The following is a 21,576-nucleotide window of genomic DNA, read 5'->3' on the forward strand; positions in this document are numbered from 1 at the left end:
GTGCCGCACTTGTGGCGCGACTGTGACACTGTACGCGCAGTTTTCTCGGGCGCAAAAATGGGGTGGGCCGCCTTGACGGGAACGACCCACCCGGGAGGGGTTACGCCCGCAGCTCGCGGAGGAGCACGGCGGTCGCGACGGCGGCCTCGGCGGCTTCGCGCCCCTTGTCCTCCTTCGACCCGGGCAGCCCGGCCCGGTCGAGGCCCTGCTGTTCGTCGTCGAGCGTCAGTACTCCGAATCCGACCGGCTTGCCGGTCAGGATCGCGACCTGTGTGAGGCCCGAGGTAGCGGCATCCGACACGAATTCGAAGTGCGGGGTGCCGCCGCGGATGATCACGCCGAGCGCGACGACCGCGTCGGCGCCCGCGTCCAGGGCGGCCTTCGCCGCAACGGGAAGCTCGAAGCTGCCCGGCACACGGATCAGGCGGGAGGATGCTCCGCTCTCGTCGAGCGCTCGGGTCGCCCCGGCGATGAGACCGTTGCTGATCTCCTCGTGCCAGTGCCCGGCGATGATCACAATGTTGAGTCCGGTGCCGTCGATGTCGAGGTCGGGGGAGCCTTCACCGCTCATGATGTCGTCCTGCTTTCCTGGCCTGAGGCCGTCAGTGCTGTCGGGGTGTATTCGTGGCCCATCCGGTCACGCTTGGTTTCGAGGTAGGAGGCATTGAAAGCGCCGACGCCGACGACGAGGGGAACCCGTTCGGTGACGGTGACACCGTACTCCTCGATCTGGCGCACCTTCTCGGGGTTGTTGGTGAGCAGACGGATGCTCGTCAGGCCGAGATCCGTGAGGACCGCGGTCGCCGCGAGGTAGCTCCTGGCGTCGGCGGGGAGACCGAGCGCGAGGTTGGCGTCGAGGGTATCAAGGCCGTCCTCCTGCAGCTTGTACGCGCGGAGCTTGTTGATCAGTCCGATGCCGCGGCCCTCATGGCCGCGGAGGTAGACCACGACTCCGCCGTGGCGCTGGATGGAGGCGAGGGCGGTGTCGAGTTGCGGCCCGCATTCGCACTTGAGCGAGCCGAACGCTTCCCCGGTGAGGCACTCCGAGTGCACGCGCACGAGCGCTCCCGGCGCGGTGTAGTCGCCGGCGAGGATGGCGACGTGGTCGGCGCCGGTGTTGCGGTCGCGGTAGGCGCGCATCCGGAACGTTCCGTGTGTCGTCGGCACCGTCGTCTCCACTTCGAAGAGAACGGGGGAGGAGGCGGGGATGTCGACATCGTCCGGTTCGTCGGGCACCAATCGGGGAGGAACGGATGCTGCGGGGGCGTCCTCCTGCTCGTTCAGGTACTCGATGAGTCCGGCGATGGTGATCACCGGAAGCCCGTCGCGCTCACCGAGCGCGATGAGGCCTGGCAGGCGCATCATGTCGCCGTTGTCGTCGACGACTTCACATATTGCGCCGACCGGGGTGAGGCCGGCGAGCCTCATCAGATCGACAGCGGCTTCGGTGTGACCCGCACGCTGGCGGACCCCGCCGTCGACCGCGCGCAAGGGGACGATGTGGCCGGGCCGGATGAGGTGCGATGGTTCGGCATCCGGGCTGCCGAGCACTCGGAGGGTATGCGCCCGGTCGGCGGCGCTGATGCCCGTCGTGATCCGGTCGGCCGCGTCGACAGTGATCGTGTACGCGGTGTGGCGCAGGTCCTGGCTCTCGCTGACCATGATGGGCAGTTCGAGCCTGTCAGCGATCTCGTTCGTCATCGGCGCGCAGATATAGCCGCTCGTGTTGCGGACCGTCCAGGCAACCCAGTCACGGGTCGCGAGTTCGGCCGAAAGGATGACGTCACCCTCGTTCTCGCGTCCCTCGTCGTCGGCGACGAGCACCGGCTTGCCCTGTCGCAGGGCGTCGAGCGCTTCGGGGATTGTGGCGATGCTCATGCGTCGCTCCTTCCGTCGGCGGTCGTAGCCACCGGCATCCGTTCTCCGGCGAGCCGGAGTGCGAGCATGCGCTCGACGTGACGAGCCAGAATGTCTGTCTCGATGTTGACCTGATCACCGACGGCACGGGCGCCGAGGGTGGTCGCGGTGAGGGTTTCGGGAATGAGGGAGACCTCGAACCACTGCTCGGCCTCGGTGGCGGGCGAGACCGCGCTGACCGTCAGCGAGGTTCCGTCGATCGCGATCGACCCCTTGTCGGTGACGAGCCGGGCGAGGTCGTCGGCGAGGCTGAACCGCAGAACGCGCCACGCGCTGCCCTCGGTGATCACGAGCACGGTGGCCGTGCCGTCGATGTGGCCCTGAACGATGTGTCCACCGAGCCGGTCGCCCACCTCGGCTGCCCGTTCGAGATTGACCCGGCGGCCGGGTGCGACGCCGTCGAGCGTCGACATCGCAAGGGTCTGGGCCATGACGTCGACGGTGAAGGTGTTGGGGGTCTGGTCGACGACGGTGAGGCAGACGCCGGAGACCGAGATCGAGTCGCCGTGCTTCGCGCCGGTGACCGCGAGTGGACCGCGCACGGTGAGCCGGGCGGCATCCGTGGTGCGATCGACAGCGAGAACCTCGCCGATCTCCTCAATGATTCCGGTGAACATTTCTAGGCGTGTCCTTTCGGGTGGGCGATGACCAGGAGGTCGTCGCCGAGTGTGTGAACGCTGTCGACGGCGAGCCGCCGGGCGTCGGAGATGGAGCCGACGCCGATGTCGGTGAGAGCGGTGCGTTCGCCGCCGAGGAGTACAGGCGCGAGGTAGATGAGGTACTCGTCGACGAGACCGCGGGCGATGAACTGGCTGATGAGCGTCGGTCCGCCCTCGAGGAACAGCGAACGGATGCCACGGTCGCGCAGCCCGGCGAGATCGGCCGCGAGGTCGTCTCCGGTGACGCGAACCAGCGGGCGCGGGTGGGTCCTCAGCGCCGCGGACTCCGGCAGATCGCGGTGGCCGAACACCACGGGAATCGGCTGCGCCGCATACAGGCCACCGGATGCTCGGCGTGCTGTCAGCGCAGGATCGTCGGCGAGCACGGTTCCGGTTCCCACACCGATCGCATCTGCCGCCGCACGCCTGGCGTGAACGTCGGCGCGCGCATCAGGACCGGTCACCCACTGGCTGGATCCGTCCGCCGCCGCGGCGCGCCCGTCGAAGCTCTGCGCCCACTTGGCGATGACATAGGGACGGCCGAGGCGTGCTGCGACGAGCCAGCTGCCGAGCAGGATTTCGCCGGCTGACCGCAGCACCCCGGGTACGACGTCGACACCGGCAGAACGGAGCCGTTCGGCGCCGCCGCTGGAGTGGATGCCGGGGTCATCGACGGCGTAGACGACCCGGGAGATTCCCGCGCCGATGAGGGCCTGGGCGCACGGCCCCGTGCGTCCGGTGTGGTTGCACGGTTCGAGCGTGACAACGGCGGTCGCGCCGGTCGCTGCCCCCGGCGCCAGGTGGGAGAGCGCGTCGGTCTCGGCGTGGGCGGTCCCGGCGCCACGGTGCCAGCCCTCGGCGAGAATGCCACCGTTTGCGTCGAGGATCACACAGCCGACCTGGGGGTTCACGCCCCGCGCAGGCCCGCGGTGGGCGAGCTCGATCGCCTGGCGCATCGCGTCGGCGAACATCGCCGGACTCACCCTGGCTTCGGGGTGCTCGTGCGTTTCGGTCGTGTCGCTCACGCCCATTGGATTCTCTCTCGTCGTGGAACGAGCTCCGGGGTGCGGTGAGCGGCGCGCGGGCGCCGTCAACGGTCGCGCAACAGGCATCCGCAGATGCACCGTTCCACGCGTGCTGCCTCCCATCCGGACTCGAGCCGGGATGTTTTCACATTCCAACCCATAACCGTCGGTACCGGAATTTCACCAGTTCAATCACGCACACTGCTGCGCGCGACTCGCGGACTATCACCGCCGGTTCGGACTCTCACCGACCCCGGAGCACGTTATTCGTTGTGTCTATCGTAGGCTCAACGCGCTGTCGCCGGGGATATTCCTTACCGTGCGTGACGTTCTGCGTCTGAGCTGCGCCAGATCGTCAGCCGGCGAGGAGTTTTCTCGCCGTTCCGGAGTCGACGATGAGGTCGGTGATGAGCCCGGCTGCCAGCGCGCCGCGCAGGGTCTGCAGCTTGCTCTCTCCTGACACGACGCACACCCGTCTGGCGATGCCGCGCAGGACATCGAGGCTCGGTCCGCTCGATCGGTCGTTGAGCGGGATGCCGTCGCTCGAGCCGTCCTCGCGGTAGAACACTGTCGCGATGTCGCCGACGGCGCCGGTTGCGCGGAGCTGCGCGAAATCGTCGTCGTCGAGGTAGCCACCGATGTACACATGGCTGGGCACGCCCGCGAAGGGCGAGCCGAGGCCGAAGACAATCGTGTCGAGGGTCTTCTGCATTTCGACCACCCGGCTGATGCTGCGCTCACGCCAGAGCGCCGCCTTCGTCGCGGGGTCGTCGAACACCGCAGGAACCGGAAACTGCTGCACCGTCGCGCCGTACGCGGATCCGAAGCGCTGCAAAATCTCGCTCGCGTAGAGGATGCCGGTGGTGCGGGGGTTCGCGGCACCGTTGAGCTGCACGACGGTGGAGTTGTGCGTGGCCTTCGAGAGCAGATGTCGCGACAGCGCACTCATCGTCGAACCCCACGCCACGCCGAGGGACATGTTGGAGTCGATGAAGCCGCCGAGAATCCGTGCAGCCGAGAGGGCAACGCGGTCGAGCCGTTCGACGTCGCTCGTCTGGTCAGGCACGGGAACGACGTGCGCGGTGATACCGAACTGGGCCCGGATGTCTCCCTCGAGCTGGCGGGGCATGTCGAGGGGGGAGCGCACCTGGATCTCGACCAGCCCGGTCTCTCTGGCATGCCCGAGAAGGCGCGAGACCGATGATCGCGAGGTGTGCAGTTCGTGGGCGATGGCATCCATCGTCAGGTCCTGCAGGTAGTACAGCTGAGCCGCGGTGAGAGCGTCTCGGGTCTTTGGGTTCAACTGGGCGGCTTTGGACGGGCTCATGTTCGAAACTCCTTGCACGTTTGTGCATCGGGTTTGCACGTTGGTGAATATACCCGAACAATCGACTGGAGACGAGAACCGACGCGACACGGATGCTCCCTCCTCAGGGCGAACCGGCACCGAGCGTCGACGAGAAGGAGCAGAACCGCCATGAAGCAGCCAGCAACGCAGCCAGGCAACCGGCGGGCATCCGTCGATACTCTCCGGAACCGGCGCCAGGCACGGGTCCTCGTCATCGGCGGAGGCATCAACGGGCTCGCGGTGTTCCGCGATCTCGCGCTCCAGGGAGTGGATGTCGCCCTCGTCGAGCGCGGGGACTACTGCTCCGGTGCCTCGGCGGCGTCGAGCCACATGATCCACGGCGGCATCCGATACCTCGAAAACGGCGAGTTCCGCCTCGTGAAGGAATCAGTGACCGAGCGCAACGGCCTGCTCAAGATCGCGCCGCACTACGTCAAGCCGCTCGAAACAACGGTGCCGATCTTTTCGACCTTCTCCGGCATCGTGTCTGCCCCTCTTCGCTTCCTCACCCACAAGTCGGGAAAGCCGCAGGAACGCGGTGCCCTCCTGATCAAGGTCGGACTGGTTCTCTACGACTCCTTCTCCCGTGACGGCGGCAGCGTTCCTCGTCACAAGTTCTTCGGCAAGAAGAAGGCGCTCGCCGCCCTGCCCCAGCTCAACGACGACCTCAAGTACACGGCCACGTACTTCGACGCCTCCGTGCACGACCCGGAGCGTCTTGCCCTCGACGTTCTGCGTGACGGGCTCGACGCGGGCCCGCACGCACGTGCAGCCAACTATGTCGAAGCGGTTGGATTCGACGGCGGATCCGTCCTGCTGCGCGACGGAGTCAGCGGTGACGAGTTCGCGTTCGACGCGGAGGTCGTCATCAACGCGTCAGGACCGTGGACGGACCTCACCAACGCGGCACTCGGGCAGGACAGCTCGCTCATGGGCGGAACCAAGGGTTCGCACATCGTGCTCGACAACCCGGAACTGCTCGCCGCGACCGGCGGACGCGAGATCTTCTTCGAGCACGAAGACGGCCGCATCGTCCTGATCTACCCGCTCAAGGGCAAGGTCATGGTCGGCACGACCGACATCGACGCCGACCCAGCGAAGCCCGCCGTGTGCACCGAAGAAGAGGTCGACTACTTCTTCGACCTGGTGAAGCACGTGTTCCCGGCCATTTCGGTGAGCCGCGACGAGATCGTCTACCGCTTCAGCGGCATCCGCCCCCTGCCCGGTCACGGTGACCTGGAACCCGGATTCGTGTCTCGCGATTACCGCATTGTTCCGACTCCGCTCGGATCGGGAACGATGCTCAGCCTCGTCGGCGGCAAGTGGACGACGTTCCGTGCCCTCGCCGAACACCTCTCGACCGAGACGCTCGAACTTCTGGGTGCCGAGCGGACCGTGTCGACGGTCGGCATGCCGATCGGTGGCGGAGCCGGGTTCCCGTCGACGGATGCCGCGATGCAGGTCTGGCTTGCAGACAACTCCCGCGAGGTCGGCCGCGCCCGTGCGTCCCAGCTGATGGAACGGTACGGAACACGTGCCACCGGCATCATCGAGGAGCTCGGCGAGGCGGGAGATGACCGACTCGTCTCCGCCCCCGACTACAGCGTCCAGGAGATCACCCGCCTGATTCGCACCGAGCACGTCGTGCACCTGCTCGACCTGCTGCAGCGGCGCACGAGCATCGCCTTCACCGGTGGGGTCACGAGCGCGCTCCTCGAAGAGCTTGCTCCTCTCCTCGCCACCGCGCTCGGCTGGACGGACGAGCAGACGGATGCCGAGATCGCGGTCGCCACGGCGACGCTTCGCACTGTGCACGGTGTGCAATTCGACACCCGTTCGGTGGTCACTGACGCGTAAAACCTCCGGTGAGCTGAGCAAATCTGCACGCATTCTCACGCGACCCTCTTGTTTCGCGTAGACAAAGGTCGATACGTTGCACAGGGGAGTGAAAACCATCACAGGTCAGGGCGTCTCGCCCCAGACGACATAAGCAAGGAAGGTCAACGTGGACGTAACTTTAGGTTCTATCTTTCTCTCGGAGGTCGTCGGTACGGCGCTCCTGATCCTGCTCGGTGGTGGCGTCGTCGCCAACGTCGTGCTGGCGAAGACGAAAGGCTTCAACGGCGGCTGGCTCCTGATCAACTTCGGTTGGGGTTTTGCTGTCTACATCGGTGTTCTCGCCGCGTACCTCTCCGGGGCGCATTTGAACCCCGCGGTCACCGTCGGACTCATCACCTCCGGGATCGATGAGTTCGTCCCGGGCATCGCGGTGGACTTCGCGTCGACCTTCACCTACTTCGGTGGTGAGATGGTCGGTGCATTCATCGGTGCAGTCCTCGTCTACCTGACCTACAAGCAGCACTTCGACGCGTCGGAGGACGCGGGCGCCAAGCTCGCCGTCTTCTCCACCGGCCCTGCCATCCGCGGCTACGCCTGGAACGTCATCACGGAGATCGTCGGCACATTCGTGCTCGTCTTCGCCGTGATCTCCTTCGGGCGACAGGGCGACACTCCCGGCCTTGCGGCGCTCGGCGCTCTGCCGGTTGCCCTCGTCGTTGTGGCGATCGGTATCTCGCTCGGTGGACCCACCGGTTATGCGATCAACCCAGCACGTGACCTCGCTCCCCGCATCGCTCACGCCATCCTCCCGATCAAGGGCAAGGGCTCGAGCGACTGGAGCTACGCCTGGGTTCCCGTCGTCGGCCCCCTCCTCGGTGGCGCCATCGCCGGTTGGGCTTCTCTCGTCCTTCTCCCGACCGTCGGCGCCTGACCCCGTATGCCGGCGGCGGCACTCGTCGCCGGCATCCCCCCTGTAAAACAACGCATTGCCAACAAAGGAGTTACCCATGGCGGATTACGTCATCGCAATCGACCAGGGAACAACCAGTTCCCGCGCGATCATCTTCGACAAGTCCGGATCGATCATCTCGACCGGTCAGCTCGAGCATGAGCAGATCTTCCCCAAGGCAGGCTGGGTCGAACACGATCCGATGGAGATTTGGAACAACACCCGTGAGGTCATCGGGCAGGCGCTCTCCAAGGCCAACCTGACCCGTCACGACATCGCTGCCGTCGGCATCACCAACCAGCGTGAAACCGCTGTGGTGTGGGACAAGACCACGGGCAAGCCCGTCTACAACGCCATCGTCTGGCAGGACACCCGCACGCAGTCCATCGTCGACCGGTTCGCGGCAGACGGCGGCGTCGAGCGGTTCAAGCCCAAGGTCGGCCTTCCGCTCGCCACCTACTTCTCAGGAACCAAGATCGTCTGGATCCTCGAGAACGTCGACGGCGCACGCGAAAAGGCGGATGCCGGTGACCTCCTCTTCGGAACGACCGACAGCTGGGTGCTCTGGAACCTCACCGGCGGCACCGACGGCGGTGTGCACGTCACCGACGTGACCAACGCCAGCCGCACGCTGTTCATGGACCTCGAAACCCTGCAGTGGGACGACGAGATCCTCTCGGTGTTCAACGTGCCGAAGTCGATGCTGCCCGAGATCAAGTCCTCCTCCGAGGTCTACGGACACGCGCACAGCTCGAGCCTGCTTCGCGAGACGCCGATCGCCGGCATCCTCGGTGACCAGCAGGCAGCAACGTTCGGCCAGGCGGCGTTCGACACCGGTGAGTCGAAGAACACCTACGGCACCGGTAACTTCCTCATCTTCAACACGGGTGAAGAGATCGTGCACTCGAAGAATGGTCTGCTCACGACGCTCGGCTACAAGCTGGGCGACGCGAAGCCGCACTACGCACTCGAGGGCTCGATCGCTGTGACCGGTTCGCTCATCCAGTGGCTGCGCGACAACCTCGGCATCATCAAGAGTGCGCCCGAGGTCGAGACGCTCGCGACCACGGTCGATGACAACGGCGGGGTCTACATCGTCCCGGCGTTCTCCGGTCTGTTCGCTCCGTACTGGCGCCCCGAAGCTCGCGGCGTCATGGTCGGGCTCACCCGGTTCGTCAACAAGGGACACATCGCCCGGGCGGCGCTCGAGGCGACAGCGTTCCAGACCCGCGAGGTTCTCGACGCGGTCAACGCCGACTCAGGCGTCGACCTCACCGAGCTCAAGGTCGACGGTGGCATGGTCGCCAACGACGCCCTGATGCAGTTCCAGGCCGACATCCTGAACGTGCCGGTCGTCCGGCCCGTCGTTGCGGAGACCACGGCGCTCGGTGCGGCCTACGCTGCCGGACTCGCCGTCGGCTTCTGGGAGAACCTCGACGACCTGCGCGGCAACTGGCAGGAAGACAAGCGCTGGGAGCCGTCGATGGCCGACGAGGACCGCGACCGTCAGATCCGCCTCTGGAAGAAGGCCGTCACCAAGTCCTTCGACTGGGTCGACGAAGACGTACAGTAACCCCATCCCGACAGCCGGGCCCGTTCTCTTCGGAGTACGGGCCCGGTTTTCGTGTGTGCGGCGATCGATCGGTCCGTAAGGGGCATTCGGGTCGACCTTCTGCGACCCTTCGGGACCGATCGATTGCGGGGATGACCCCTTCTGCCCGGTCGACGTCGGTGCATATGTCGAGTCGCCCCACTTCGTTACTCCCGAGCCGCGGGAGCGACACTATGTGGCGACTCGACGGCGCGAGCGACGGTTTGTGGCGACCCAGCGGCGCCAGCCACGTTCGGGCTACCGGGAGCCGCGTCAGAGGTCGTCGAGGCTCGCGATCGTCCGCACGCCCGACTCCCGGGCGAGTTCGAACGGGTCACGAGCCGTGGCGCCGTGCCCGATCGCACCGATCATGACGTCGTCACCGAATCGATTGAGCCACACACCTTCGAGTCCAGCAGATGCCGCGCCGACGGCATCCGTCAATAACCGATCCCCGACGTACAGGGCGTCTGCCGGATCCGTGTCGAAGAGGGCGCACGCCCGCTCGAAGATCGCGGGGTCGGGTTTGGCGACTCCGACGGCACCGGAAGCGATGACGTGCTCGAACCGGTCTCCGAGCCCGGTACGGTCGAGCTTGACCCGCTGGTAGTCGTGCTCGCCATTCGTAATGACGCCGAGCCGGACGCCCGCCGCAGCGAAGCGGTCGAGGCAGGGGAGGGCATCATCGAAGTGTTCCCAGGCGCCCCGGTAGCTTTCGAAGTAGGTGTCGAAGAAGGCATCGGCCTCGACCTCCGACAGAGTGACGCCGTGCGCGGCGGCGAAATCAGCCGCACGGGCGCGCCGCTGCCCGGCGAACGTCAGTTCCTTCGAGAGGTAGCGGTGGTAGTGCCGATCCTCGAGTTCGTGCCACAGCGCGACCGATCGCTCCCGGTCATCGACCGCAAACAAGCCGGTCGCGTCGACGTGGTTCAGAATGCCCCGCGACACGGCACCGCGGTGATCCATCAGGGTGTCGTCGAGGTCGAAGAGGGCGAGCGCCTTCATCGCGCGAACACCTCTGCCGGCCAGTCGTCTGCGGGACCCGGACGGTTCGAAGCGGTGAGTTCAGCATGATGGCTCCGCTCGGACACGCCGGCCCTCGGGATCGACGAGGGGGCGGTGCCCCGGTACTGGAAACCGAGCCGCTGGGCAACCAGGGCCGAACTCGCGTTCCCAACGAGGGCCTCCCAGAGAATGGTGACCTCGGATGCCCGGCTGCCTCGGTCCCACGCTCCGGTGAACGCCCAGTCGGTGACAGCGCGAGCAGCCTCGGGCATATACCCGTGCCCCCTCCACGGAGCACCGAGCCAGAACCCGAGCATGACCTGCTCGGCATTCCAGTCCCGCAGGGAGACGACACCGACCAGCGTCGGCTCGGACTTGCGGCGGATCGCCCAGGTGAGTTCCGTTCCCGTCGTCCAGCCCGGGTCCACCACCTTGCGGAGAAACCCTTCGGCGTCGTCGAGGGAGTATGGCTGAGGCACGGTCGTGAACTGCTGGATCAGGGGGTCCTGGCAATACGCGTAAATGAACGGGATGTCACGCTCGACCGGCCGATCGAGAATCAAACGTTCCGTTTCGAGGCGCACGACATCCATGCCGCCAGCCTACCGGCGACACTGGAGCACTCAGCGGCGGAGTAGTCCGACGCGCTCGTAGGCGATCGCGAGGGTCTTCTCTGCGGTCGCGTTCGCCTTCTCGGCGTTCACGGCGAGCAGGCGGTCCAGCTCAGCCGGGTCGTCGAGCAGTTCGAGTGTGCGGAGACGGATCGGCTCGAAAACGGCGTGAACCGCCTCGACGACGCCCTTCTTCAGGTCGCCGTAACCACGGCCGGCATACTCGTCGACGATCGCGTCGATCGCCCATCCCGACATTGCCGAGAAGATCGTGAGCAGGTTCGAGATACCGGGCTTCGCTTCGCGATCGAACCGGATGCTCGCATCATCGTCGGTCACGGCCCGCATGATCTTCTTCTGGTTCACCTTGGGATCGTCGAGAACCTTGATCAGTCCGGCTTCGCTCTCGGCCGATTTCGACATCTTCGCCGTCGGGCTCTGCAGGTCGTAGATCTTGGCGGTCTGCTTGAGGATGATCGGCTCGGGAACCACGAAGGTCTCACCGAACCGGCTGTTGAAGCGCCCGGCGAGGTCGCGGGTGAGTTCAAGGTGCTGCCGCTGGTCTTCTCCGACCGGAACGACGTTGGTGTCGTAGAGCAGGATGTCTGCGGCCATCAGCACGGGGTAGGTGAACAGTCCGACGGTGGTCGAGTCCGCCCCGAACCGCGCCGACTTGTCCTTGAACTGCGTCATGCGGCCGGCCTCACCGAAGCCGGTGATGTTGTTGAGGACCCACGACAGCTGGGCGTGAGCGGGTACGTGCGACTGCACGTACAGCGTGCTCTTCGCCGGGTCGATGCCTGCGGCGATGTACTGCGCAGCGGTGGAGCGCGTGCGGGCGCGCAGCTCGTCCGGGTTGGGAGAGCTGGTCAGGGCGTGCAGGTCGACGACGCAGTAGTAGGCGTCGTATTCCTCCTGCAGGGCGACCCATTGTTGCAGCGCGCCGACGACGTTGCCGAGGTGAAGCGAATCGTTCGACGGCTGCATTCCGGAGAACAGGACGGGTTTGGTCATGGGGTGATCCTTTGTGTGGAGAGAAGGGTTCGCGGGTGATCCGCGGATGCTGGGGGAGGCAGGTCGGACGGCGTACGTCCGCCGGGTCAGATGGCGTAGTCGACGATGACGGGAGCGTGGTCGGACCAGCGCTCAGCGTGGCTGGCCGCCCGGTCGACGCGGTAGTCGACGACCGCGGCCGCGAGCGACGGGGTCGCCACGTGGTAGTCCAGCCGCCAGCCCGTGTCGGTGTCGAACGCCCGGCCACGCTGGGACCACCAGGTGTACGGTCCGTCGACCTCGCCCGCCCACTTCCGGCCGACGTCGACCCAGCCGAGGCCGGGTCCGACGGATCCGTCGACGCCGGTGACCTGTTCGCCTTCCTGGCCGAAGAAACGATCGAAGTACGCGCGCTCCTGCGGGAGGAAGCCGGCGTTCTTGACGTTGCCCTTCCAGTTCTTGATGTCGAGTTCGCGGTGCCCGACGTTGAGGTCACCGAGGATGACCGCGTGTTCCGAGTGTTTCGCGATCTGCGGCATCCGTTCGGTCATCGCATCGAGGAAGGTGTACTTCTCAACCTGTTTCGGGGTGTCGACGGAACCGGAATGCACGTACGTGGAGACGACGGTGATGATCGACCCACCGACCTCGTAGTCCGCCTCCAGCCAGCGACCGGCGCTGTCGAACTCTGCCGCTCCGAGTTCGACCCGGTGGATCGAGGCCTTGGAGCGGCTGAGAAGTGCAACCCCTGCCCGGCCCTTTGCGGTGGCCGGGTCATGCAGGATGTCCCACTCGGGACCGAACAGGCCCTCGAGGTCGCTTGTTGCCGCGCGAACTTCCTGAAGCGCGAGGATGTCGACGTTCGTCGCCTCGAGCCACTCGCCCATGCCCTTGCGGAAGGCGGCGCGGACTCCGTTCGTGTTGACAGAGACAATACGAACAGGAGCGGGAGATGACATGAATCCAGCTTAGATCAGCGTGCACGCGCGATCTGTGTTGCCGATTTGGACAATCGGGTCGACCGGGGGAGGGGCAACCGGCACAATAGGACAACATGTGCGCGGTCCCGCAATGGGGGTAGAGCGTGCGCTGACTTTGTGAGGGGCACAGTGAACACAGCAGAACGCGAGAAGCCGTCCAGCTACCGCTACGCGATGACGAACACGGGCACACCGTGGATTTACATCGTGGGGGAGCGTCTGCTCGTCGCTTTGCGCACTCCGTCTGAGCCCGCGATCGTTGAGCAGCTCTGGACCCTCGTGACATCCGCTGCCTCGACGTTCGACGACGCACTGCGGGTCATTCCCAACACGTCGGGTGGCCAGCCGGCTTCGTTCGTCGCGATGGAACGCGCAGGCGGAGACAGCGCGACGGTGAAGGTTCTCGTTCACGGGGAGGCCGTCGTCGACGCGCACGCCGACGGGTCGTGGAAGCGCATCACGAGCGGAGACAAGGACTGGCGCCGCGACGAACTCAGCGGCGTCGAAGCCGTCGCCGCCGGTGGACTGACCGGCGAGCCGGGAGCGCCAGTCGCCGGGGTGTCGTTCCCCCTCGCCTCCGGAGTGATCGTCGCGAACCGTATCGACTGGATCGCCGCTGGAAGTACTGGCTCGAACGGTTCGGGGCACGCTGGCGCCGCTGCATCCACTGCCGCTCCTCAGATGCCGGCTGCTGCTCCGCAACAAGCGGTCGTTCCCCCGCAGTCGCCTTCGCACTTCCACCCGTCGCCGGCAGAGACCCACACGGTGATCCGCAACCCCGCCCAGCGCGTGCAGCCGGAGGACGACCCCGCCATGCGACACGACGGCGAAACCGTGTTGAGGCGCGACATCGCGCCCCCGATCCACGACGAGACGGTCCTCCGTGAAACGCCCCTCATCCCTGACGACCCGAAGACGTTGCTGTACGGGTTCCGGATCAACGGTGGGCAGGCTTATCCGCTGGATGCCGTGCACTACTTCGGTCGCAATCCTCGCCAACCCCGCATCCCGCTCCCGGATCCGTCGCGCCTCGTTCCCGTCGTGTCCGGCTCCAAATCTGTTTCTGCCACTCACCTCGAGATCAAGCAGATCGGTGATTCGATCGTCGCGACCGATCTGAAGTCGACGAACGGAACATCCGTCATCCCGCCGCAGGGCCACTGGCGCAGGCTGCGCCAGGGGGAGTCCGTCGTCGTCACTCCCGGCACTTTCATCGACATCGGCGACGGGAACGTCATCGAGATTTTGCCCCCCTGGCCGGGGGTATAGGTCTCCGAAAGGGCCGTTTACACTGGGAAGGTTAGGGGCGAGAGTTCTCTACATCGAGCCTCCCCTCCGCCTTGTTCTCAGTGAAGGGAGAGCCCTATGGCCAGGCGTCTTCCCTCGCTGCCCCCGCAGTTGCCGGGTTTCTCCTTCATCCGAATTCTCGGCTCGGGCGGCTTCGCCGATGTCTTCCTGTACGAACAGGACAGTCCCAGGCGCCAGGTCGCCGTCAAAGTGATGCTCAGCGAGTACGCGACCGCCGATGTCCGGCGAATGTTTCAGGCTGAAGCAGACGTGATGGCTCAGATGAGCGCCCACCCGGCGATCCTCACCGTCTACCAGTCCGGTGTCGCCGCTGACGGGCGGCCGTACCTCGTCATGGAGCTGTGCTCGTCGTCGATCGGGCAGCGCTACCGTGATGAACCTCTCTCGGTGTCCGAGGCGCTGCGCATCGGGATCAAGATCGCCAGTGCGACCGAAACCGCCCACCGCGCCGGCGTACTGCACCGCGACATCAAACCATCGAACATCCTCATGACCGCGTACGGCAATCCGGTGCTCAGCGACTTCGGGATCGCCGGCTCGGTGGGGGAGTCGAATCCGGACGAAACCGTCGGAATGTCGATTCCCTGGTCGGCGCCTGAGGTTCTGCACAGTGAGACGAACGGAACCGTGGCGAGCGAGGTCTGGTCACTTGCCGCCACGATCTACTCGCTCCTTGCCGGCCGAGCTCCGTTCGAGATCCCGTGGCAGAGCAACACGTCGGCTGAGCTCATCTCCCGTGCAACTCGAGGAAAGCCGCAGCCGATCGGACGCGACGACGTGCCCGAGCGGCTCGAACGAATACTCGTTCGGGCTCTGTCGCGTCGGCCGGAGGCGAGGCCCCAATCCGCCATGGAACTCATCCGTGAACTGCAGGCTGTCGAAGCGGAACTCTCGCTTCCGGCGACGCAGCCGGACGTCGCTGTCGATGAGTGGGCTTTCGGCCCCGTTCATGACGTCGAGGATCGCACCCGGGTCACCCCGATCCGCACCGTCGAACCCGGGCGCAGGCGCAGGCGGACACCGGAGGACGAACATCGCCAGCCGGGAGCGACGCGAGCTGTCGTCGCTGAAGCGACACCGAGCGAGGACCGAAGCCCGCAGCGGCAGACGGCCCCGCTCGGCCGGTCGTTCGTCTGGGCCATCGTGGCGTGCTCCGCGCTCGTCATCGTCCTCGCAGCGACGACGATCTTTGTGGTTCTCCGGCTCGCGCCCGCGAGTGACATCCCCACGGTCGTCAACATCGCGGGCGAGGTCGAAGACTCCAGCGTGAGATTCAGTTGGCAGGACCCCGGTATCGGCCCGACGGATGCCTATGAGATCCGCCAGGACGGCGGAGCATCGAGTATCCAGCGAACGTCTGAATTCACGGTCAGGGGAGACGCGGGCCAGCAGGTCTGCGTTACCGTGCTCGTGAATCGCGATGGCAAGGTCGGGCCCCCCAGCGCCGAGAAATGCGTCGACGTGCCCGAGGGCAGCGGCTGATGTTCCGGCAGTGGGTCCGGTCGCGCCGTTCCCTGATCGCCACCGTCACGAGCGGCACCGCCATCTGCGCGCTCATCGCCACCGTCGCCGTCGTATCGACCGGATACCGGGCACAGCAGGTCGATCTCGGCGATGGCGCGGTATGGGTGGTCAACAACGCGCGAGAAGCGGTCGGTCGGGCCAATACCCAGGTCTTCGAACTCAATGCCGGTATCCCTGCCGGCAGCGACCAACTCGACGTGGTGCAGGAGGGCGATACCGTCCTCGTCGTGGACCGTGCGCAGTCGACACTCTCGATCATTGACCCGGCGAGGGCCGACATCGTCGAGAGTGTGCCGCTACCCTCACAGCTGAGCGATGTCCAGCTGGCGAACGACAGGGTCACGGTCAACGCCAACGGTGACATCTGGTTCATCCCTGTCGACGATCTCGAAACGTTCGAGGCAGAATCCGACCCGGCGTTGTCGTTCGGCCCGGGTTCGATTATGTCAGCGGCACCTTCCGGCGACGTGTTCGTCTTCTCGCCCGACGTCGGCGAGATCTATCGGGTTGCCGCTGGAGACGAGACCGTGAGTTCGACCACGGGCGTCGCCGTCGACCCCGAGGGGGCGGGGTTCCAGCTCACTTCGGTCGGTTCTGAGCCTGTGCTGCTCGAAGGCATGACCAACCGGCTGATCGTGAACGGTGTCGCCGTCAACCTGGGAGACGCGGAAAACGCGCTACTGCCGCAACCAGCCGTCTCCGGTGCCGCTGTGCTCGTCGGCGCGAACGGCCGTCTACTCTCCGTCCCGCTCTCCGGAGGGGAACCCACTGACTTTGCCGTCGAAGCCCAGGGACAACCGGTTCGGCCGGTCACCGTCGGCGATTGCGATTACGCGGCCTGGTCCGACGGTGCCGTGTTTACTCGTTGTGGTGCGGAGCTTCAGCAGACGTCGGTCGGTCGCGACGGAAGCGCGCTCGACTTTCGTGTGAACGGCTCTCACGTCGTCCTCAACGATTCAGCCACCGGGATGTCGTGGGCGGTCCAGGCAGCCAACGAGGAGATTGACAACTGGGACGATCTTCTCAATGTCGATGAGGACGAGCAGCAGGTCGACGACAACCAGGAGGACACGCCTCCTGAATACGAGGAGACGCAGCTGCCCCCCACCGCCGTCGACGACACTTTCGGTGTCCGCCCGGGAAAGACGTCACCGCTGCCGGTGCTCCTCAACGACGTCGATCCGAACGGCGACGTGTTGATGATCGACTCGTTCACCGCCCTCGACCAATCCGTCGGAAGACTCGACCTTGTCAACAACGCCCAGCAACTGCAGGTGACGCTGGTCCCGGATGCCGCGGGCGAGGTGCGATTCGACTACACGATCACGGATGGGCGCAAGGGCACCTCCACGGCGACGGTGACCCTCACGGTTCGTTCGGAGAACGAAAACGGGCCACCGGAACAGGTGCGCAAATCGAAGGCGTCCGTTGCCGCCGGCGGCAGGCTCACCACTGAAACCCTCAGTGACTGGGTGGACCCCGACGGCGACCCGTTCTACCTGACGTCCGCAAGCGTCCCGGCTCCTGACCAGGTCCAGTACACGCCTGACGGCGCGCTCGTTTACACCGACGCGGGCCTCGGAGGGTCGCTGAAAGAAATCGCGCTCGTCGTGTCCGACGGCTCTGCTGAGGGTGTCGGCAGTTTCGCGGTGACGGTGTACGCGCCGGGTGAAGTACCCATCATCGCCGAGCCGTTCCCCGTGGTCACCTACGCAGGGCAGGAGGTTCTCGTTTCTCCTCTGCCGCACGTTCGCGGTGGGTCGGGCCCGCTCCGGCTGGCCAACGTCCCGGCCAAGGCCGGAGCGACGATCACCCCCGATTACGACGCGGGAACATTCCGCTTCCAAAGCTCAGATACCGGCACGCACAACATCGAGTACTCGGTGACCGACGGGAACCGCACGGCGACCGGAACGGTCCGGATCGAAGTGAACGCCCAACCTGAGCCAGGAGCGCCACCGGTGACGGTGCCGCACACCGCTTATATCCGGGAGCAGAGCACGGAGCGAGTCGACGTGCTCGCCAGTGACTTCGATCCCGCCGGTGGGGTGCTCGTCGTCACCGGCGTTCTCAATGTTCCTGCCAGCTCCGGTCTGCAGGTGGAGATCCTCGAGCAGCGAATCCTGCGAGTCACGCTGACCGTCCCGCTTGATGCCCCCGTGTCGTTCAACTACCTGGTCTCCAACGGCACGTCGGAAGCTCAGGGAACAGTGACCGTGGTGGAGATTCCGACGCCGGAGGTACGTCAACCACCTGTGGCGTACCCGGACACGATCTCCGTGCGCGTGGGTGACGCAATCGACATCCCCGTGCTCCGGAATGACACGCACCCGGACGGTGACACACTGACGCTGAGCCCGACGCTCAGCGTGAAGCTGCCCGTTGACTCCGGGCTCCTCTTCGCGTCCGGCCGCGTGCTCCGGTACCTCGCGCCGGACAAGCCGGGTAACTTCACGGCGAGTTATCGCGCGGTCGCCCCTGACGGCCAGTGGGCAGATGCCCAGGTGACGCTCAACGTGCGTGAGGTCGATGCCGAATCAAATGCAGCCCCTGCGCCCGTGAACGTGACCGCCAGGGTGCTCAGCGGAGAACGTGTGCGCATCTCCATTCCGCTCACCGGTATCGATCCTGACGGTGACTCGGTGCAGCTCGTCGGGCAGGCGTCGAATCCGGGCAAGGGAGCGGTGGTCGACTCGGGTGAGGACTGGTTCGACTACCAGGCGGGAGCATACTCGACCGGTACAGACACGTTCGGCTACACGGTGATCGACGCGCTCGGCAGCCAGGCGACCGGCACGGTGAGGGTGGGCATCAGCGCGAAGCTCGACGGGTCGCGGGTGCCGATCGCCATGCCGGATGAGGTGATTTCGCGACCCGACCGGACCATCGCCGTGCAGGTTCTCCTCAACGACTCTGACCCGGACGGAGGGGAGCTGTCCGTGACATCCGTCGACCCGACATCGGAGGGTGCGACGGCGGAGGTGGATGGGGATCTCGTCCGGGTCAGTGTGCCGGAAGGCGAAGGTCGGTTCGGGTTCGTCTACGAGATCGAGAACAAGTGGGGCAACACGTCGACGAGCTTCCTCACAGTCGTGACGCGCGATGACGCGCCTCTCGCCCGCCCGGTGCCCGGTGACATCGTCCTCACGCTCGACGACATCCTCGAGCGGTCGAGCGTGGAGGTGAACGTTCTGTCGCGGGTGTTCTTCGCCGAGGGCTCCGTCTCACGGCTCGACGTCTCGCTGCCCCGGGAGAACAGCGGAGCCGAAGTGCTCGACAGCAAACGGGTGCGTGTGTCCATCGCGGCTCAATCACAAATCATCCCGTTCCAGGTGAGCAGGACGGATGACACGAGCATCAACGCGATCGCGTTCATCTGGGTCCCTGGCCTCGACGACGCGCTGCCACAGTTGCGGCCCGGGATCAAGCCAATTCCGGTGGTGAGCGGCGAGGCGGTCACTGTCGACATCAACGATTATGTGCTTGCTGCGGGGCGCAGGGACGTCCGATTGACCGACGCCGCCAAGGTCCGTGCTTCGCACGCAAACGGTGCCGACCTCGTCGTCGACGACGACACCATCCGTTACACGAGCGCTGAACGCTACTTCGGCCCGGCGTCACTCTCGTTCGAGGTGACCGACGGGTCGAGCGCGACCGATCCTGATGGACGTATCGCGACCATCGTTCTGCCGCTCGACGTCTCACCGCGAGAGAACCAGCCCCCCGTTTTCGCCGGTGGCGTTCTCGAGTTCCAGCCGGGCGAGACGAAGACGATCGAGCTGGCGAAGCTCACCACTTACCCGTATGCCGATGACCTGGACGAGCTCACTTACTCCGTCCTCGATCCGCGACCTGAAGGCTTCAGCGCGTCGATCTCCGGGCAGCAGCTGGAGCTGACAGCCGACCCGACCATCGCCGTCGGGGCACAGTCAGCAATCCTCATCGGCGTTCGGGATGCCGTGAATGAGGGCGAAGCCGGACGGCTCGTGCTCGATGTGACCCCGTCGACCCGGCCGATTGCCGTGCCGGCTGCGGATTCTGTGGTCGTGCAGCGCGGTACGACCGAGGTGATCGACGTCCTCGCGAATGACGCGGCGACGAACCCGTTCCCGTCGACGCCCCTCCGTGTCGTCGCCGTCCAGGGACTCGGGGGAGCGCTGCCCGACGGAGTCGCCGTCTCGCCGAGCGCGGACAACAGCCGGCTCAGCGTGACCGTTGCCTCCGACGCCGCGCCGACAGACGCGACGCTGCGGTACCAGGTCGCGGATGCCACGGACGACCCGTCGCGGTACGCCTGGGGCACGGTCCGGATTTCGGTCCAGGATCGCCCTGAGCCTGTGACGAACGTGCGGATGACCGGATTCGGCCACCGCACCGTGACGTTGGCGTGGGAACCGGGCGCGTCGAACAACTCAGCGATCACCGGCTTCAGTGTGGAGCTCGTCCGGTCGGGATCCGGGGAATCGCTCGGCACGACAACGTGCTCGGCAACCACGTGCGAGATCAGCACTCCGGGCAATGGGCGAGACAACTCGGTGCGGGCACAGGTGTCGGCCGTCAACGCGATCGGAGCTTCCGACCCCCAGCGTCTGGTGGACCCGGTCTGGTCTGACGTGGTGCCGGCATCGCCGGGTGGGCTGGCCGCTGCTCCGCTCGACGGTGGGCTCCGCATCCGCTGGGACCCGGTGATTCCGCAGCGGGGAAGCTCCGTGAAGTCGTACGTCGTGACCGTGGGTGGGGGAGCACCCTTCACCGTGCCCGCTGGCAGCTGCTCCGCGTTGCGCTGCTCCACGGAGGTAACCGGCCTGGCGAATGGCAACCCGGTGCCGTTTACGGTGTCCGCGCGCAACGATGCGTACCCGGCGCTGTCAACGTGGAACTCTTCGCCTGGTTCAGGGACCCCATACGGGCAGCCCCGCGCCGGTGGAATCTCCGTGAACGCTGATTCGACGGGAGGAACAGCGACGGTCAGTTGGGAGCCGTTCAGCGGAAACGGGGATGCCATCGGCGGCTATTACGTTCAAATGCTGGCACCGGATGCCACCCCGACCGCGTGCACGGTGTCGTCTCCCGCTCCCGGTTCGCCGACACCGCCGGGCGGTGGGATCGGAAACCCTCGTGAGCTTGGGGCAGCTACGACGAGCACGACCTTCACGGAGCTCACCGCGGCCAACGGTTCGTACCGCTTCGTTGTGTGGGGATTCAACAAAGCCGGATGCGTCGCGACTGAGACGGTCAGCGCCACCCTACGGCCCACCCCGCCGGCGGTGACCGGTATCGATGCCGTGATGCAATGGACCGATTCCACACAAACCGTGCGCGACTACTTCATCTCCGCAGTGAACCCCGGCGGATACAGCTACGAAATGCGCGCACCCGGAGGCGAATGGCAGCCTTTCAGTGGGACCGGCTACCCCAGACAGATCCTCGGTGCCTCCTTCGGCGAACCTGTGTCGTTCGAGGTGAGGACGATCAGCCAGTACGGAGACCTCCGACTCTTTGGTGCGGAGCGCGCCTTCACGGCCCCAGCGCCGTCGATCACGCTTGTTCCTGAGGGCCGGAACTACTCGTCTGGCACCGTCACCTGGACCTGGACGGGGAACCCACCGAACGGCTCGTACGCCGCCGAGTACTCCTGTGGCGCCGTGAACGACGCGACGATCGGAGGAACTGCCGGAACGAACTCCTGCACCCTGAGCGCTCCGCCCGCCGACGGACAGGCCTGGCTGGATGTCACGGTGATAGTGAACGGGCAGCCATTCACCACGAGGTATTTCACGCCATGATGGTCTTTGCACCCGCAACCCAACGAATCGAACCGGGAGAG

Annotated in this window: 15 protein-coding genes and 1 riboswitch; of the genes, 6 read left to right on the forward strand and 9 right to left on the reverse strand. The window is 65.9% G+C overall.

Translation table 11 applies throughout. The annotated features are described in order from the left end of the window. Window positions 1-100 precede the first annotated feature (100 nt). The 5 genes from ribH to ACWA1Q_RS03355 all read right to left on the reverse strand — a co-directional run bounded on the left by ribH (window position 101) and on the right by ACWA1Q_RS03355 (window position 4,928). The gene (gene ribH / locus ACWA1Q_RS03335) at window positions 101-571 is read right to left on the reverse strand and encodes a 6,7-dimethyl-8-ribityllumazine synthase (protein WP_463759512.1); all 471 of its coding nucleotides are present in this window, start codon (window positions 569-571) and stop codon (window positions 101-103) included. Next, window positions 568-1,878, reverse strand: a complete 1,311-nt coding sequence (ribA, locus tag ACWA1Q_RS03340) for a GTP cyclohydrolase II (protein WP_463759513.1) — start codon at window positions 1,876-1,878, stop codon at window positions 568-570. Before ribA ends, ribH begins: the two co-directional genes overlap by 4 nt. Beyond that, window positions 1,875-2,534, reverse strand: coding sequence for a riboflavin synthase (locus tag ACWA1Q_RS03345; protein WP_463759515.1), 660 nt, complete (start codon window positions 2,532-2,534; stop codon window positions 1,875-1,877). The genes ribA and ACWA1Q_RS03345 overlap by 4 nt, the downstream gene beginning before the upstream one ends. Window positions 2,535-2,536: 2 nt before the next feature. Next, the gene (gene ribD, locus ACWA1Q_RS03350) at window positions 2,537-3,547 is read right to left on the reverse strand and encodes a bifunctional diaminohydroxyphosphoribosylaminopyrimidine deaminase/5-amino-6-(5-phosphoribosylamino)uracil reductase RibD (RefSeq protein ID WP_463760755.1); all 1,011 of its coding nucleotides are present in this window, start codon (window positions 3,545-3,547) and stop codon (window positions 2,537-2,539) included. A 160-nt stretch (window positions 3,548-3,707) separates the two neighbouring features. Continuing rightward, a riboswitch (FMN riboswitch) is annotated at window positions 3,708-3,866 on the reverse strand. Window positions 3,867-3,956: 90 nt separating this feature from the next. After that, window positions 3,957-4,928 carry a sugar-binding transcriptional regulator gene (locus ACWA1Q_RS03355; protein WP_463759516.1) on the reverse strand — a complete coding sequence of 324 codons (972 nt, stop codon included), beginning with the start codon at window positions 4,926-4,928 and terminating at the stop codon, window positions 3,957-3,959. 150 nt (window positions 4,929-5,078) lie between these two features. Here ACWA1Q_RS03355 and ACWA1Q_RS03360 point away from each other — a divergent pair, with 150 nt between their 5' ends. The 3 genes from ACWA1Q_RS03360 (at window position 5,079) to glpK (ending at window position 9,310) form a co-directional block, all read left to right on the forward strand. Next, window positions 5,079-6,806: a glycerol-3-phosphate dehydrogenase/oxidase gene (locus ACWA1Q_RS03360; RefSeq protein ID WP_463759518.1), complete on the forward strand. Its 1,728-nt coding sequence runs from the start codon at window positions 5,079-5,081 to the stop codon at window positions 6,804-6,806. A 148-nt stretch (window positions 6,807-6,954) separates the two neighbouring features. Further along, window positions 6,955-7,719 (forward strand): MIP/aquaporin family protein, encoded by a 765-nt coding sequence (locus tag ACWA1Q_RS03365; RefSeq protein ID WP_463759520.1) that lies wholly within the window; start codon window positions 6,955-6,957, stop codon window positions 7,717-7,719. A gap of 76 nt (window positions 7,720-7,795) precedes the next feature. Next, the gene (gene glpK / locus ACWA1Q_RS03370; RefSeq protein ID WP_463759521.1) at window positions 7,796-9,310 is read left to right on the forward strand and encodes a glycerol kinase GlpK; all 1,515 of its coding nucleotides are present in this window, start codon (window positions 7,796-7,798) and stop codon (window positions 9,308-9,310) included. A gap of 291 nt (window positions 9,311-9,601) precedes the next feature. Here glpK and ACWA1Q_RS03375 read toward each other — a convergent pair whose 3' ends face one another. From ACWA1Q_RS03375 to ACWA1Q_RS03390, 4 genes are all read right to left on the reverse strand, one after another. Continuing rightward, window positions 9,602-10,333, reverse strand: a complete 732-nt coding sequence (locus ACWA1Q_RS03375) for an HAD family hydrolase (protein WP_463759522.1) — start codon at window positions 10,331-10,333, stop codon at window positions 9,602-9,604. Then, window positions 10,330-10,926: a GNAT family N-acetyltransferase gene (locus ACWA1Q_RS03380; protein WP_463759524.1), complete on the reverse strand. Its 597-nt coding sequence runs from the start codon at window positions 10,924-10,926 to the stop codon at window positions 10,330-10,332. Before ACWA1Q_RS03380 ends, ACWA1Q_RS03375 begins: the two co-directional genes overlap by 4 nt. Window positions 10,927-10,956: 30 nt before the next feature. Continuing rightward, window positions 10,957-11,958, reverse strand: a complete 1,002-nt coding sequence (trpS, locus tag ACWA1Q_RS03385) for a tryptophan--tRNA ligase (RefSeq protein WP_463759525.1) — start codon at window positions 11,956-11,958, stop codon at window positions 10,957-10,959. Between the two features lie 86 nt (window positions 11,959-12,044). Beyond that, on the reverse strand, window positions 12,045-12,896 hold the full coding sequence (locus ACWA1Q_RS03390; RefSeq protein WP_463759527.1) for an exodeoxyribonuclease III: 852 nt from the start codon (window positions 12,894-12,896) through the stop codon (window positions 12,045-12,047). A 150-nt stretch (window positions 12,897-13,046) separates the two neighbouring features. Between ACWA1Q_RS03390 and ACWA1Q_RS03395 the strand changes: the two genes are divergently transcribed. From ACWA1Q_RS03395 to ACWA1Q_RS03405, 3 genes are all read left to right on the forward strand, one after another. Beyond that, window positions 13,047-14,186: an FHA domain-containing protein gene (locus ACWA1Q_RS03395; RefSeq protein ID WP_463759528.1), complete on the forward strand. Its 1,140-nt coding sequence runs from the start codon at window positions 13,047-13,049 to the stop codon at window positions 14,184-14,186. A 96-nt stretch (window positions 14,187-14,282) separates the two neighbouring features. After that, the gene (locus ACWA1Q_RS03400; RefSeq protein WP_463759529.1) at window positions 14,283-15,707 is read left to right on the forward strand and encodes a serine/threonine-protein kinase; all 1,425 of its coding nucleotides are present in this window, start codon (window positions 14,283-14,285) and stop codon (window positions 15,705-15,707) included. Continuing rightward, the gene (locus tag ACWA1Q_RS03405) at window positions 15,707-21,535 is read left to right on the forward strand and encodes an Ig-like domain-containing protein (protein ID WP_463759531.1); all 5,829 of its coding nucleotides are present in this window, start codon (window positions 15,707-15,709) and stop codon (window positions 21,533-21,535) included. The genes ACWA1Q_RS03400 and ACWA1Q_RS03405 overlap by 1 nt, the downstream gene beginning before the upstream one ends. Window positions 21,536-21,576: the final 41 nt, after the last annotated feature.

It is taken from the genome of Mycetocola sp. TRD_SC_2, assembly GCF_055361225.1.

Coding starts and splice junctions, on each gene's coding strand:
- ACWA1Q_RS03400 (WP_463759529.1), top strand. CDS start 14,283: ATGGCCAGGCGTCTTCCCTCGCTGCCCCCGCAGTTGCCGGGTTTCTCC.
- ACWA1Q_RS03390 (WP_463759527.1), bottom strand. CDS start 12,896: ATGTCATCTCCCGCTCCTGTTCGTATTGTCTCTGTCAACACGAACGGA.
- ACWA1Q_RS03360 (WP_463759518.1), top strand. CDS start 5,079: ATGAAGCAGCCAGCAACGCAGCCAGGCAACCGGCGGGCATCCGTCGAT.
- ACWA1Q_RS03345 (WP_463759515.1), bottom strand. CDS start 2,534: ATGTTCACCGGAATCATTGAGGAGATCGGCGAGGTTCTCGCTGTCGAT.
- ACWA1Q_RS03355 (WP_463759516.1), bottom strand. CDS start 4,928: ATGAGCCCGTCCAAAGCCGCCCAGTTGAACCCAAAGACCCGAGACGCT.
- ACWA1Q_RS03375 (WP_463759522.1), bottom strand. CDS start 10,333: ATGAAGGCGCTCGCCCTCTTCGACCTCGACGACACCCTGATGGATCAC.
- trpS (WP_463759525.1), bottom strand. CDS start 11,958: ATGACCAAACCCGTCCTGTTCTCCGGAATGCAGCCGTCGAACGATTCG.
- glpK (WP_463759521.1), top strand. CDS start 7,796: ATGGCGGATTACGTCATCGCAATCGACCAGGGAACAACCAGTTCCCGC.
- ACWA1Q_RS03380 (WP_463759524.1), bottom strand. CDS start 10,926: ATGGATGTCGTGCGCCTCGAAACGGAACGTTTGATTCTCGATCGGCCG.
- ribD (WP_463760755.1), bottom strand. CDS start 3,547: ATGTTCGCCGACGCGATGCGCCAGGCGATCGAGCTCGCCCACCGCGGG.
- ribH (WP_463759512.1), bottom strand. CDS start 571: ATGAGCGGTGAAGGCTCCCCCGACCTCGACATCGACGGCACCGGACTC.
- ribA (WP_463759513.1), bottom strand. CDS start 1,878: ATGAGCATCGCCACAATCCCCGAAGCGCTCGACGCCCTGCGACAGGGC.
- ACWA1Q_RS03405 (WP_463759531.1), top strand. CDS start 15,707: ATGTTCCGGCAGTGGGTCCGGTCGCGCCGTTCCCTGATCGCCACCGTC.